We start from the raw sequence: 13,700 nt of genomic DNA on the forward strand, positions 1-13,700 counted from the left end.
GATGAAAAGGAGCCTGCCCATGCCCGCCGACCTGTCCCCCATCGACAAGGCCAAGTTCGTGGCCGCCCGCCGCGCCTGCGACTACGTGGAAACCGGGATGACGCTGGGCCTCGGCACCGGATCGACCGCCGCGTGGCTGGTGCGCTGTCTGGGAGAGATGGTGCGCGACGACGGCCTGCGGATCAAGGGCGTGCCGACCTCGACCCGCACGGCCGAACTGGCGCGCGACGTCGGCATCGAGGTGATCTCGCTCGACGAGGCGAAATGGCTCGACCTGACGATCGACGGCGCCGACGAATACGACGGCGCACTGAACCTGATCAAGGGCGGCGGCGGTGCGCTGCTGCAGGAAAAGATCGTGGCCACCGCCAGCGACCGGATGGTCGTGATCGCCGACGTGTCCAAGAAGGTCGAGACGCTGGGCGCCTTCCCGCTGCCGATCGAGGTGATCCCCTTCGGCTGGCAGACCTCGAAGGTGCTGGTCGAGGAGGCGCTGATCGGCCTCGACGTCATGGGATCGAACGCGACGCTGCGGATGAACGGGCAGTCGCCCTTCGTCACGGACGAGGGCAACCACATCCTCGACCTGCACCTGAACCGGATCGGCAACGCCCGGCAACTGGCGCTGGTGCTGAACCAGATCCCCGGCGTGGTGGAAAACGGCCTGTTCATCGACATCTGCGATATCGTGGTCACGGGCTACGCCGACGGCCGGGTCGAGGTCCACGACATCAACAAGGGCGAGACCGACGAGACGCGCTATGACTTCCTCGACGGCGACAACCTCTTCGCCGATCTGGACGACTGACGGCCGAACCACCCGGACACTGGACGCGGGCACCGGCGCGGCGCATATGGTGCTGCGAACCATTCTCATTCCAAGGTCCGGTCCCGCCATGTCCACGCCCAGCACCTCCCTCACGGACCGCACCTCGCAGCGCATGGCCGATGTGCTGGCGGGGCGGCTGAAGGGGCCGCGGTCGTGGCTTGTGTTCGCGGGGCCCGCGGTCATCGCCTCGGTCGCCTACATGGACCCCGGCAATTACGCGACCAACATCCAGGCGGGGGCGGGCTACGGCTATGCGCTGCTGTGGGTCGTGGTCACGGCCAACCTCGTCGCCATGCTGTTCCAGGCACTGTCGGCGCGGCTGGGCATCGTCTCGGGCAAGAATCTGGCAGAGCATTGCCGCGACGGATTCTCGCGCCCCACCGTGCTGTTCATGTGGATCGTGTCGGAAATCGCGGCCATGGCCACCGATCTGGCAGAGTTTCTGGGCGGCGCCATCGGCCTTGCGCTGCTGTTCAACCTGCCGCTGATGGTCGGCATGGGGATCACGGCCATCGTGACCTATGGCCTGCTGCTGGTGGAAAACCGCGGCTTTCGTCCGATGGAACTGCTGGTCGGCACCCTCGTCGGCGTGATCGGTCTGTGCTATCTGGCCGAGCTGCTGATCGCCCCCATCGCCTGGGGCGAGGCGGCGCGCGGTGCCGTGCTGCCGCAGATGCCCGACATGGCGGCCCTGACGATTGCCGTCGGCATCATCGGGGCCACGGTCATGCCCCATGCGATCTACCTCCACTCCGGCCTGACACAGCACCGGGTCAAGATCCACAACGACGTGGAACGCGCCAAGGTGCTGCGGTTTTCGAACATCGAGGTCGTGGTCGCGCTGGCGGTGGCGGGCATGATCAACATCGCGATGGTGATGATGGCGGCGTCCGCCTTTCATGCGGGCAACCCCGAGGTGGCCGAGATCGAGACCGCCTACCACACCCTGACGCCGTTGCTGGGCAGCTTTGCCGCCGCGGCTTTCCTGATCAGCCTGATCGCTTCCGGCGTCTCGTCGTCGGTCGTCGGCACTATGGCGGGACAGATGATCATGCAGGGCTTCATCCGGCTGAACATCCCGTTGCTGGTGCGGCGCATCGTCACCATGGCCCCCGCCTTCATCGTGGTGGCGATGGGGGTCAACGTGACAGAGGCGCTGGTCGCCAGCCAGGTCGTGCTGTCCATCGCCCTGCCAATCCCGATGATCGCGCTCATCATCTTCACCGGGCGCCGCAGCGTCATGGGCGACTTCGCCACCGGTCCGCTGCTGCGCGGACTGGCGATCGCCGCCGCGGCCCTCGTGCTGTCGCTGAACGCCGTCCTGCTGGCCGATGTCGCGGGGCTGCCGATTCCGTTCATGACGAACTGATCCGGCCTGACACTTTCGCGCACGGGGGCGTTGGCCTTTCCCGCGCGTTGCGTCTAGGCTGACCGCGGAATTTACATCACGGGGCCTTTCCATGTCATTCGACTACGACCTTTTCGTCATCGGCGGCGGCTCCGGCGGGGTGCGTGCCGCGCGCATGGCCGCCGAGACCGGCGCAAAGGTCGGCATCGCCGAGGAATCGCGGATGGGCGGCACCTGCGTCATCCGCGGCTGCGTCCCCAAGAAGCTGATGGTCTATGCCTCCGGCTACGCCGAGCGGGTGGAAGAGGCGCAGGGCTACGGCTGGAACGCGACGCTGGGCGACTTCGACTGGACCCGCTTCCGGGGCAAGCTGCACGATGAACTCGACCGGCTGGAAGGCGTCTATCGCAACCTGCTGAAGGGCTCGTCGGTCGATATCCACGACTGCCGCGCCGTCCTGACGGACCCGCACACGATCGATCTCGGCGAGGGGAAGACGGTCACCGCCAAGCACATCCTGATCGCCACCGGCGGCCACCCGACCCGCCCCGAGATGGAGAACTGCGATCTGGGCATCGTGTCCAACGACATGTTCCTGCTGGAGAAACTGCCCAGGACGCTGTTGATCATCGGCGGCGGCTACATCGCCTGCGAATTCGCCTGCATCATGGCGGGGCTGGGCGTGAATGTGACGATGTATCATCGCGGCGCGCAGATCCTGAAGGGCTTCGACGACGAGGCGCGGGGCCTGCTGGCGGAATCCATGCGCCACCGCGGCATCGACCTGCACACCGGGACCACGATCACCGAACTCTGCCCCGCGGATGCCGCGCCGCGTGGCCCGACGCCGACCGGTTCCGACGCCGCCGCCGGTGCCACCACGACGATGCGCGCGCCAGCGAGCGAGGAGAACGCGCTGGCCGGCAATCCCAAGAGCTTCACCGACGGCCGTGCCGCGGGGCCGGTCTGGACCCGGGCGACGAACGGCGACGAAAAGGTCTTCGACCACGTCCTCTTCGCCACGGGCCGCGCACCGAACACCGGCAACCTCGGGCTGGACAAGGCAGGCGTCACCCTCGGCCGCAAGGGCGAGGTCGTCGTCGACGAATTCAGCCAGACCAACGTGCCCTCGATCTACGCCATCGGCGACGTGACCGACCGGGTGCAGCTGACGCCCGTCGCGATCCGCGAGGGCATGGCCTTCGTCGAGACGGTGTTCAAAGGCAACCCGACGCCTGTGGACCACGAACTGATCGCCTCTGCCGTCTTCACCCAGCCGGAACTCGGCACCGTGGGCGAGACGGAGGACGAGGTCATCGCGCGGGGCGAGCCGGTCGAGATCTATTCCACCGCCTTCCGCCCGATGCAGACCGCCTTCCTTGATGCGCCGCAGCGCGTGCTGATGAAGCTGGTCGTCAGCTGCGAGACGCGCAGGGTTCTGGGGTGTCACATCGTCGCGGACCACGCGGGAGAGATGATCCAGCTGGCAGCCATCGCGATCAAGATGGGGGCCACGAAAGAGGATTTCGATCGCACCTGCGCCGTGCATCCGACCATGGCCGAAGAGCTTGTGACGATGCGCAAGCCGGCGCGTACAACTTGAATTTCCGGGCCGGTGGCCCGATCTGCAGATGAACGGGTCCGAACAGGATCGTAACACCAGGGAAGACTGACACACGATGGCAGGCAACAACGGGGGCCCCTGGGGGGGCGGCGGCGACGACAACCGGGGCGGCAACGGCGGCAAGACACCGCCACCACGGCCACCCCGCCGACCGGGCGAGGGGCCTCAGATTCCCGAAATCGACGAGTTGATGAACCGTGGCCGGGAACAGCTGCGCGTGCTGATGGGCGGACGGGGCGGTGGCACCGGGTCCGGCGGCACCGGCGGCGGCGGACCCCGCCTGACGCGCGGCACCATCGGCCTTGGCGTGCTGGCCGTCGTCGTGGCCTGGGTCGTGGCTTCTGTCTACACCGTCAAGCCCGAGGAACAGTCGGTCGAGCTGCTGCTGGGCGACTACATGTCCACCAACGGCCCCGGCCTGAACTTCGCGCCCTGGCCCGTCGTCACGCGAGAGGTGATTCCCGTCACCTCCGAACGGTCGATCGACATCGGCACCAGCCGGTCCGGCATGGACGCGGGCCTGATGCTGACCGGGGACGAGAACATCGTCGACATCGACTTTCAGGTGGTCTGGAACATCACCGATCCGCAGAAATACCTGTTCAACCTCGCCGATCCGGAACAGACGATCGAGGCGGTCTCTGAATCCGTGATGCGCGAGATCATCGCGCAAAGCCAGCTGGCCCCGATCCTCAACCGCGACCGCGGCGCGATTGCCGAACGCCTGAAGAGCGAGATCCAGAGCACCCTCGACAGCTACGAATCCGGTGTGAACATCGTGCGCGTGAACTTCGACAAGGCCGACCCGCCGGAGCCGGTGATCGCGTCCTTCCGCAAGGTGCAGGACGCCGAGCAGGAACGTGACCGCCTGCAGAACGTCGCCGACGCCTACGCCAACCGGGTCGAGGCCGAGGCCCGCGGTCAGGCCGCGCAGACCATCGAACAGGCCGAAGGCTACCGGGCGCAGGTCGTGAACGAGGCCGCCGGTGAGGCGAGCCGCTTCTCTGCCGTGCTGACGGAATACGCCAAGGCGCCGGAGGTCACGCGTAAGCGGCTTTATCTGGAAACCATGGAGAAGGTGCTGGGAGAGACCGACATCATCCTGCTGGACGAGAACGGAAGCGGTCAGGGCGTCGTGCCCTATCTGCCCCTCAACGAACTGGGCGCCAACGCGCCGCGCAACACCCAAAGCGCCGCGCCCGCCGCCGCCGCGACCACGACCGGAGGGACGAACTGATGCGGAAATCCATCTATCTGCTGCCGGTCCTGCTGGTCGTCTTCGTCATCGCCATTTCGTCCGTCTTCATCGTCGATGAACGGGAAAAGGCGCTGGTCCTGCAATTCGGCCAGATCGTGAAGGTAAAGGAGGACCCGGGCCTCGGCTTCAAGATCCCCTTCATCCAGAACGTCGTCAGCTATGACGACCGGATCCTGTCCCGCGACCTCGACCCGCTGGAAGTCACGCCGTCGGATGACCGTCGTCTGGTCGTCGACGCATTCGCCCGCTACCGCATCGTCGATGTGCGCCAGTTCCGGCAGGCCGTCGGCGCAGGCGGAGAGGAAGTCGCCGCCCGTCGTCTGGACGGCATCCTGCGGGACACGACCCGCAACGTGCTGGGCACCGTGGCATCCAACGACATCCTGTCGACGGACCGTGCCGCACTGATGCTGCGCATCCGCAACAACGCCATCGCAGAGGCGCGGGGACTGGGGCTCGAAGTCATCGATGTGCGGCTGAAGCGCACCGACCTGCCGCCGGAAAACCTGAACGCCACCTACGAGCGGATGATCGCGGAACGTGACCGCGAGGCCGCCGACGAGGTGGCGCGCGGCAACGAGGCGGCGCAACGCACCCGTGCCGCCGCCGACCGGACCGTGGTGGAACTGACGTCGGACGCGCAGCGTCAGGCGGACATCACCCGCGGTGAGGCGGACGCAGAGCGCAACGCGATCTTTGCCGATGCCTTCGGTGCGGACCCGGAGTTCTTTGCCTTCTATCGCTCGATGACCGCCTACGAACGTTTCGCCCAGCAGGGTCGGTCGTCCATGGTGCTGAGCCCGGATTCGGAGTTCTTCAACTACCTTCAGTCCGATCAGGGCCAGACCGCCAACCAGACCGCCGCCGCCGCACCGGCCGCACCCGCCGAGGGCACCGCGCAGACGCCGGCCACGTCGGAGCCTGAAGCCTCTGCCGGGGAGGCCACGCCGGCCGCCCCTGCCGCCGAAGCGCAGCCGGCACCTGCATCCGCACCGGCCGCCACATCGCCGGACACAACGCCGGAGACCGGGGCAGAGACCGAGGCGGCGGCCGATCCGGCCCCCGCCGACGCCGGCGCCGCCGCTCCGGTCAACTGATCGCGGGCCTGTCGCCCGCAAGACGAAGGGCCGGTCATCTTACCGGCCCTTTTCACGCCCGGGACGACGATCCGGCGCCGTTCGAGGCAAAAGGTCACGTTCCGTTCAGCGTCCGCATTCAGACTTTGCGACGCACGCTTTGCGGCCTAGGTTCAATGCAAAGCACCGCTGTCGCGTCCATCATCCAAGGAGTCCGCCCCGTGAGGTCACAGGCCAAAGTCCAACACCGCGCCGATCCCCGCCCCGTCCTGACCGGTCTGGCGCTGACCACAGCACTCGTCCTTGCGCAGGCCCTGCCGGGGTTCGCGCAGGTCAATCCGGAAACCACGACCGCGGATACCACGCAGGCGCTGCCGGGTGCCGTCGCGGGCCGTCCGCTGACCTTTGCCGATCTGGCCGCGCAGGTCAGCCCTTCGGTCGTGAACATCACCACCTCGACCACCGTCGCCCAACGCGAGGGGCCGCAGGGCATCGTGCCGGACGGATCGCCGTTCGAGGATTTCTTCAACGACCTGCAGAACGGCCCCGGCGGCCAGCCGCGCCGGTCCAGCGCGCTGGGCTCCGGCTTCGTGATCTCGGCCGACGGCTACATCGTGACGAACAACCACGTCATCGACGGCGCCGACGAGATCGAGATCGAGTTCTTTCCCGGCGACGGCCAGCCGCCGGAACAGCTGCCGGCGACGCTGATCGGCACCGATACCAATACCGATATCGCCCTGCTGAAGGTCGAATACGACGACCCGCTGCAGTTCGTGAAGTTCGGTGACAGCAATGCCACCGGCGCCCGCGTCGGCGACTGGGTGTTGGCGATGGGCAACCCGCTGGGGCAGGGCTTCTCGGTCTCTGCCGGCATCGTGTCGGCGCGCAACCGGGCGCTGTCGGGCACCTACGACGACTACATCCAGACCGACGCCGCAATCAACCGCGGCAACTCGGGCGGGCCGCTGTTCAACATGGACGGCGAGGTGATCGGCGTGAACACCGCGATCCTGTCGCCCAACGGCGGGTCCATCGGCATCGGCTTCGCCATGTCCGCGGCGGTTGTGTCGAACGTCGTCGACCAGTTGCAGGAATTCGGCGAAACCCGCCGCGGCTGGCTGGGCGTCCGCATTCAGGACGTGACCCCCGACATGGTCAGCGCCATCGACGGCCTCGACGGTGCGCGCGGCGCGCTGATCACCGACGTGCCCCCCGGCCCGGCAGAGGACGCGGGCCTGCTGTCCGGCGACGTGATCCTGTCCTATGACGGGACCGATGTCACCGACACCCGCGAACTGGTGCGCATGGTCGGCAACTCCGCCGTCGGCGCCACGATCCCGATGCGGGTGCTGCGCGGCGGCAAGGAGACGATGATCGACGTGACCCTCGGCCGCCGCGAGACGGACGAGGCGACGGCCTTCCCCGCCTCCGACACCGCGCCGGAGCCGGAGGACAATACGCAGGACATGCTGGGCCTCACCGTCTCTCCGGTCACGCCCGATCTGGCAGAGCAGTATGGCCTCGACGATCGCGCGGGCCTTGTCATCACCGCCGTCGATCCGGACTCGGACGCGGGCGCCAAGGGGCTGGCCGAAGGCGACCTGATCACCGACGCGGGGCAGGAGCCCGTGACCACGCCGGAAGAGCTTCAGGCCCGCATCGACAACGCGACCGAAGCGGGGCAGACATCTCTGCTGTTGCTGGTCCGTCGCGACGGCAACCCGCGGTTCCTTGCACTGGCGCTGGACGATACGGGCCCGGCAGAGCCGGACGACGGCACCGATCAGAACTGATTCCGTCAGGCGCGACGCCGAACTTAACGACGCCCTCCCCGCATGGGAGGGCGTCGTCGTGTCAGCTGCGCGGCACCGCGACGATGCCCAGCGACCGGGCCGCATCCACCCCCAGCAGCGGGCTGTCGATGCCATCCGGGCGCTGGAACATCTGCACCGCAAGGCTCGTCGCGTCGTCGTACTGCCCGGTGATCGGCCCGTCGTAGGCCCGGCGGATCAGCAGCGCCCGTTGCAGGCTGGATACGAAGGGCACCGTATAGACCGGCGGGCAGACCGTCTCGAACCGCTGGCCGGGGCCGGTGGACACGGTTCTGGGCCGCGATACGGTGCGATAGACGGGCGGGCTGGCGACGCTGCCGTCGGCGGCACGCACCTCCGGGACGACCTCGATCAGTTCGTCGACGATTTCGGTCCGGGTCGGGCCGGCGGTCGTGGCAAAGCAGCGGCCCGTGACATCGGTCTCGATCTCGCCCAGCGACACGACGATCTCTGCCGGGGCCACCGCGTCCCGCGGCGGCGCGCCCGTGCAGGCGACGAGGGCCAGTGGCAGGACATGGATCAGGTGGCGCATCGGAACTCCTTCGGTGCAAGGCTTAGCGGCTGCGGGGGGACGGCGATAGGCCGACGCGGTGCCGCACGCCCCGGCAGCCGGGAAATGTGACTGGCAGGTCGCAACCATTGTCTTTAGAACATGCGAAACGCGAAGGCACAAAGGAACATCGGATGGCCAAGATCACCTACGTGGAGCATGGCGGCAAGGAGCACGTCGTCGAGGTCAAGACCGGCATGACGGTCATGGAGGGCGCGCGTGACAACGGCATCCCGGGGATCGAGGCCGATTGCGGCGGTGCCTGCGCCTGTTCGACCTGCCACGTCTACGTCGATCCGTCATGGGTGGACCGCCTGCCGGCCAAGGACGCGATGGAAGAAGACATGCTGGACTTTGCCTACAAGCCCGATCCGGCACGGTCGCGCCTGACCTGCCAGCTGAAGGTCAGCGACGATCTGGACGGTCTGCGCGTGCAGATGCCCGAAAAGCAGATCTGATGCGCACCGGGGTCGCCGCGGGTCTGCTGGCCTGCCTGGCGGCCCCCGTTGCGGCCTGCGACACGCCACGGCCCTTCGACTTTCCCGCCAGTCTGGTGCGCGGCGGGGCCGATCTGGCGGCCGCATGGTTCGCCGGTGCGACGACGATCTACGATCACGGCATCCTCGGCGATGCGGTCGAGGCGGCGATGCTGACCGTGCAGGTGCAGGGCAGGGATTGCCCGGTCGTCACAGTCGCCGCCGGTGCCGGTCACGTCTTCGAGGATACCGCGCCGCGCCTTGCCGATCTGGACGGCGACGGCCGCGACGAGGTCATCGTCGTGCGCAGCAGCCTGACGGAAGGGGCGCAACTGGCGCTTTACGGTCTGCGCGACGATGCGCTGACCCTGCTGGCTGCCACGCCCTACATCGGCCGGACACACCGTTGGCTGGCGCCCGTGGGGGCCGGCGACCTTGACGGCGACGGCCGGATCGAGGTCGCCTACATCGACCGCCCGCACCTTGACCGCGTCCTGCGGATCTGGCGGTTCGACGGTGCCAGTCTGACCGAGGCCTACCGCGTCCCCGGCCTGACCAACCACCGGATCGGCGACAGGACCATCACCGGCGGCATCCGCACCTGCGACGGCAGGACCGAGGCGGTGACCGCCGATGCCGGATGGTCCCGCGTCGTGGCGATGCGGATCGCGGGCGACCGCGCCGTCATGCGCGATCTGGGGCCGATGGGGCCGGACGCCCTGTCGGCCGCGTTGCGCTGCGGGGGATAGGGCACTTTCTGCCTCGACCGCCTGCGGCCCTGCCGCAGAACCGGATGTGGATGCAGACGGAAACCGGGCGATCCGGCGCCGCCGCGGCCAGAAGCCCGCGCTGATGCGGCGCGCCGGGTCGCCTCCGCGCCCTCAGGCCAGCGCGGCGAGCGTCATAAGCGCGGTGACGTCCGCGATCTGCTGCGCGGCGCCAAGGATATCGCCGGTCTGGCCACCGATGCGCGCCCGGGCGATCAGGGCCCAGAGGGTCGTGGCAAGGGTGATCGTCACAAAGACCGGCACGGCCGTCAGGCCAAGGCAGACGATGGCGATGCAGGCGGACAACACGCCCCCCAGAGCGAGGGTGCCGCGACCGGGGCGGCCGACGCTCCGCCCCAGACCGCCATCGCGGGCGGGCGGCAGGGCGTGGGAGAGGGCGACCATCGGCACCCGGCTGAGGACCCCGGTCGCGACGGCCACCGTCCAGAGCGGTGCGCCAGCCACCAATAGCAGCGTCCAGAGCTGCCAGCGCAGCAGAAGCGAGAGGCCGAGGGCCAGCACACCGTAGGTGCCGATCTGGCTGTCCTTCATGATGGCAAGGCGACGGGCCCGGTCCCAGCCGCCCCAAAGACCGTCGGCACTGTCGGCCAGCCCGTCCTCGTGCATCGCACCCGTCACGACGATCTGGGTCGCGATCAGCATCAGCGCTGCGATGGCGGGCGGCAGCCCGATCCACAGCATCAGACCCGCAACGATCGCCGCCAACCCGTTGACGCAAAGCCCCACCAGCGGCCAGGCCCAGGCGGCACCCGCGCCGCGGGCGACGGCGCGGTCCGTATCGACCCGCACCGGCAGCCGCGTTAGCAGCCCCAGTGCCGCAAGCAGGTCGGTGGGCGCCGCGAGGGCGTCGTCCTTGGGCATGGGCCGTGCGGTCCTTGGCAGGGGTTTCCATTTCGCACCCCATGGTTAGACATGACGCGACAGAACCGCAACGAGGACCACGATGACCGCGCCCTTCACCAGCCTGACCGAGTTCCGTGACACACTGGCCGCCGCCTCCGGCCCGGATGCGGCGGCCGGCTCTGCCGCCACCGCCCGCAACGGCCAGCTGACGAAGCCCCCCGGTGCGCTGGGCCGGCTGGAGGATCTGGCGATCTGGGTCGCGGGCTGGCAGGGCACCGACCGGCCCCGCATCAAGGCACCGCAGATCGTCATCTTCGCCGGCAACCACGGGATCTGCGCGCAGGGCGTCTCTCTCTTTCCGCCAGAGGTGACGGCGCAGATGGTCGGCAACTTTCAGGCCGGCGGGGCCGCGATCAACCAGCTGGCGCAGACCTTCGGCGCGCGCCTCGACGTGGTGCCGCTGGACCTCGACCGGCCGACCGCCGACTTCACGACCGGTCCCGCGATGACCGAGGACGAGGTCGTGGCCGCCCTGCGCGCCGGCTGGGACGCGGTCGCGTCCGACACCGACCTGCTGGTGGTCGGAGAGATGGGGATCGGCAACACCACGGTTGCCGCGGCGATTGCCATGGCCCTTTACGGTGGCGCCGCCGCCGACTGGACCGGGCGCGGCACCGGTGTCGACGACACGGGCCTTGCCCGCAAGACCGACGCGGTGACGCGCGGCGTGGCGCTGCACCCCACGACTGATCCGCTGCAGGTGCTGCGCTGCCTCGGCGGGCGGGAAATCGCAGGCATGGCCGGCGCCATGGCACGGGCGCGGGTCGCGGGCATTCCGATGATCCTCGACGGTTTCATCTGCTGCGCCGCCGCCGCCGTGCTGGCACAGGCAGTGCCGGGGGCGCTGGATCACGCCGTCGCCGGCCACCAGAGCGCCGAGGGCGCCCACGCGCGGCTGCTGGCGCAGCTGGACAAGGCGCCGCTGCTGTCGCTCGGCCTGCGTCTGGGCGAAGGCTCCGGTGCGGCGCTGGCGATCGGCGTCGTGCAGGCGGCGGTGAACTGCCACTCCGGCATGATGACCTTCGCCGAGGCGGCGGTCAGCACCGCCTAGCGGCTGTTGTTGGAGGTGTCGCCGGGCCGCCGCGGCAGCAGGCGCGCCGCCTCCTCCTCCTCGCGGTTCTGGACGCGCGAGGCGAGGGCGGTCTCGAGATCGTTGTCGAGCTGCCGCGCCCGCGCGACATAGGCGGGATTGTCGGCCACGGCGACGCCGGGCTTCCACAGCTCCGCCAGTTCACGCACCATGTCCCGGTCGGAATGGTAGAACATCGTCTCGGCCTCCGCCGCCTCGAAGTCCGTCAGACCGAGGTTTTCCAGCGCGTAGCGCCCGGCGCGCAAGGAGCTGTCGAACATCTCTCGCACGATGTCGTCGGCCCCGGCGGCGTAGAGTTCGTAGACATGCACCCGGTCGCGGGCACGGGCGATGATGTGGATGTCGGGCCGCACCTTGCGGACGTAGGCGACCAGCCGCGTCGCCGTGTCCTTGTCGTCGAGCGCCACCATCATCACGCGCGCGTCGTCGATCCCGGCGGCGGCCAGCAGGTCGGGCCGGGTCGGATCGCCGAAGAACCCGCGATAGCCGAAGCGGCGCATCATCTGCACGGCGGACAGGTCGTTGTCGATCACCACGGTGGAAAAGCCCGCCGACTGGATCAGCCGGTTCGCCATCTGGCCGAAGCGGCCGATGCCCGCGATGATGACGGCGCCCTGTTCGTCGACCTCGTCGTGCTCGTGGTCCTCGTCCTCGTCCATGCGACGGGTCAGCCAGTCGTAGCCGATGAACAGCAGCGGCGTGACCAGCATCGACAGGGCGATGACCAGCAGCAGCATTTCCGACAGACCCGGCGACAGCACCGCCTGCTGGGACGAGAAGGAGATCAGGACGAAGCCGAACTCCCCCGCCTGCGCAAGGCCGAGGGTGAAGAGCCAGCGATCCTTGCCCTTCATCTGGAACAGCCACGACAGGGCGTAAAGCACCGCGCCCTTGATCGCGATGATGCCAAGGACGTAGGACGCGACCCGCACCGGCTGCGCCGCCAGCAGGGTGAAATTGATGCCGGCACCCACGGTAATGAAGAAAAGGCCCAGCAAGAGCCCCTTGAACGGTTCGAGGTCGCTTTCCAACTCGTGCCGGAATTCGGAGTTTGCCAGCACCACGCCCGCAAGAAAGGTGCCGAGGGCGGGGGAAAGGCCGACCATACCCATCAGCACGGCGATGGCGACCACCATCAGCAGGGCGAGGGCGGTATACATCTCGCGCAGCTTGGCCTGATGGATGTAGCGGAACACGGGCCGCGTCAGGTAGATCCCGGCCAGCACCACCGCGGCGACCGCCCCGATGGTGACCAGCGTGACCCCCCAGCCCGGAAGCCCGTCCACCAGCGACAGCGCCGCATGGCCATCGTCGGCACTGGCCCGTTGCAGCGATCCGTCGGGGGCGATGGTCAGCCGGTTGGTCGAGACGGCCAGCAGCGGCAGAAGCGCCAGCATGGGGATCACCGCGATGTCCTGCGTCAGCAGGACAGAGAAGATCGACCGCCCGCCGTTGGTCTGCATCAACCCCTTCTCGGACAGGGTCTGGAGCACGATGGCGGTGGACGACAGCGCCATGATGAGGCCGATCGCAAGCGCGGTCTGCAGCGTATAGCCCAATGCCATGCAGGCCCCGGTCACGATGGCGGTGGTCAGCACGATCTGCAGACCGCCCAGCCCGATCAGCCGGTCGCGCATGTCCCACAGGGCGCGCGGTTCAAGCTCCAGCCCGATCAGGAACAGCATCATCACGACGCCGAATTCGGCGAAATGCTGGATGTCCTTTGCCTCTGTCCCGACGAGTCCCGTCAGCGGACCGATGACGATGCCCGCGGCAAGGTAGCCCAGCACCGACCCCAGCCCCAGACGCGCGGCAAAGGGCACCGCGATGACGGCGGCGCCCAGATAGATCGTGGCCTGCAGCAGAAACGGTTCCATCGCCACTCTATCGCAATGCAGCGATCATTACGCAATGGCGCGGCGA

12 protein-coding genes are annotated in these 13,700 nt (G+C 68.4%); 9 read left to right on the forward strand and 3 right to left on the reverse strand.

Annotation, left to right across the window (positions count from 1 at the left end; all coding sequences use genetic code 11):
- Positions 1-19: 19 nt before the first annotated feature.
- The 6 genes from rpiA (at position 20) to BUA54_RS10975 (ending at position 7,931) form a co-directional block, all read left to right on the forward strand.
- Positions 20-808: a ribose-5-phosphate isomerase RpiA gene (gene rpiA, locus BUA54_RS10950; RefSeq protein ID WP_072857290.1), complete on the forward strand. Its 789-nt coding sequence runs from the start codon at positions 20-22 to the stop codon at positions 806-808.
- A gap of 88 nt (positions 809-896) precedes the next feature.
- Complete coding sequence (locus BUA54_RS10955; RefSeq protein ID WP_072857291.1) at positions 897-2,198, forward strand: Nramp family divalent metal transporter; 1,302 nt, start codon at positions 897-899, stop codon at positions 2,196-2,198.
- Positions 2,199-2,289: 91 nt separating this feature from the next.
- Positions 2,290-3,780: an FAD-dependent oxidoreductase gene (locus tag BUA54_RS10960; RefSeq protein WP_072857292.1), complete on the forward strand. Its 1,491-nt coding sequence runs from the start codon at positions 2,290-2,292 to the stop codon at positions 3,778-3,780.
- Between the two features lie 76 nt (positions 3,781-3,856).
- Complete coding sequence (gene hflK, locus BUA54_RS10965) at positions 3,857-5,038, forward strand: FtsH protease activity modulator HflK (RefSeq protein WP_072857293.1); 1,182 nt, start codon at positions 3,857-3,859, stop codon at positions 5,036-5,038.
- Complete coding sequence (hflC, locus tag BUA54_RS10970; RefSeq protein WP_072857294.1) at positions 5,038-6,156, forward strand: protease modulator HflC; 1,119 nt, start codon at positions 5,038-5,040, stop codon at positions 6,154-6,156. The genes hflK and hflC overlap by 1 nt, the downstream gene beginning before the upstream one ends.
- Positions 6,157-6,311: 155 nt before the next feature.
- Positions 6,312-7,931, forward strand: a complete 1,620-nt coding sequence (locus BUA54_RS10975) for a Do family serine endopeptidase (protein ID WP_084114325.1) — start codon at positions 6,312-6,314, stop codon at positions 7,929-7,931.
- A gap of 61 nt (positions 7,932-7,992) precedes the next feature.
- Here BUA54_RS10975 and BUA54_RS10980 read toward each other — a convergent pair whose 3' ends face one another.
- A complete protein-coding gene (locus BUA54_RS10980) occupies positions 7,993-8,502 on the reverse strand; it encodes a peptidoglycan-binding domain-containing protein (RefSeq protein WP_072857296.1) in 510 nt (169 codons plus the stop codon).
- A gap of 152 nt (positions 8,503-8,654) precedes the next feature.
- On the opposite strand from BUA54_RS10980, the gene BUA54_RS10985 reads away from it, so the two are divergent.
- Positions 8,655-8,978 carry a 2Fe-2S iron-sulfur cluster-binding protein gene (locus tag BUA54_RS10985; RefSeq protein WP_072857297.1) on the forward strand — a complete coding sequence of 108 codons (324 nt, stop codon included), beginning with the start codon at positions 8,655-8,657 and terminating at the stop codon, positions 8,976-8,978.
- Positions 8,978-9,745, forward strand: coding sequence for an FG-GAP repeat domain-containing protein (locus BUA54_RS10990; RefSeq protein WP_072857298.1), 768 nt, complete (start codon positions 8,978-8,980; stop codon positions 9,743-9,745). Before BUA54_RS10985 ends, BUA54_RS10990 begins: the two co-directional genes overlap by 1 nt.
- Before the next feature lie 132 nt (positions 9,746-9,877).
- On the opposite strand, the gene BUA54_RS10995 is transcribed toward BUA54_RS10990, so the two are convergent.
- Entirely contained in the window at positions 9,878-10,645 is a 768-nt protein-coding gene (locus BUA54_RS10995) for an adenosylcobinamide-GDP ribazoletransferase (RefSeq protein WP_072857299.1), read from the reverse strand.
- An 82-nt stretch (positions 10,646-10,727) separates the two neighbouring features.
- On the opposite strand from BUA54_RS10995, the gene cobT reads away from it, so the two are divergent.
- Positions 10,728-11,738 carry a nicotinate-nucleotide--dimethylbenzimidazole phosphoribosyltransferase gene (gene cobT / locus BUA54_RS11000; protein WP_072857300.1) on the forward strand — a complete coding sequence of 337 codons (1,011 nt, stop codon included), beginning with the start codon at positions 10,728-10,730 and terminating at the stop codon, positions 11,736-11,738.
- Here cobT and BUA54_RS11005 read toward each other — a convergent pair.
- Positions 11,735-13,654, reverse strand: a complete 1,920-nt coding sequence (locus BUA54_RS11005; protein WP_072857301.1) for a monovalent cation:proton antiporter-2 (CPA2) family protein — start codon at positions 13,652-13,654, stop codon at positions 11,735-11,737. The two genes, cobT and BUA54_RS11005, sit on opposite strands and share 4 nt — an antisense overlap.
- Positions 13,655-13,700: the final 46 nt, after the last annotated feature.

It is taken from the genome of Loktanella atrilutea (assembly GCF_900128995.1).
GTDB lineage: Bacteria > Pseudomonadota > Alphaproteobacteria > Rhodobacterales > Rhodobacteraceae > Loktanella > Loktanella atrilutea.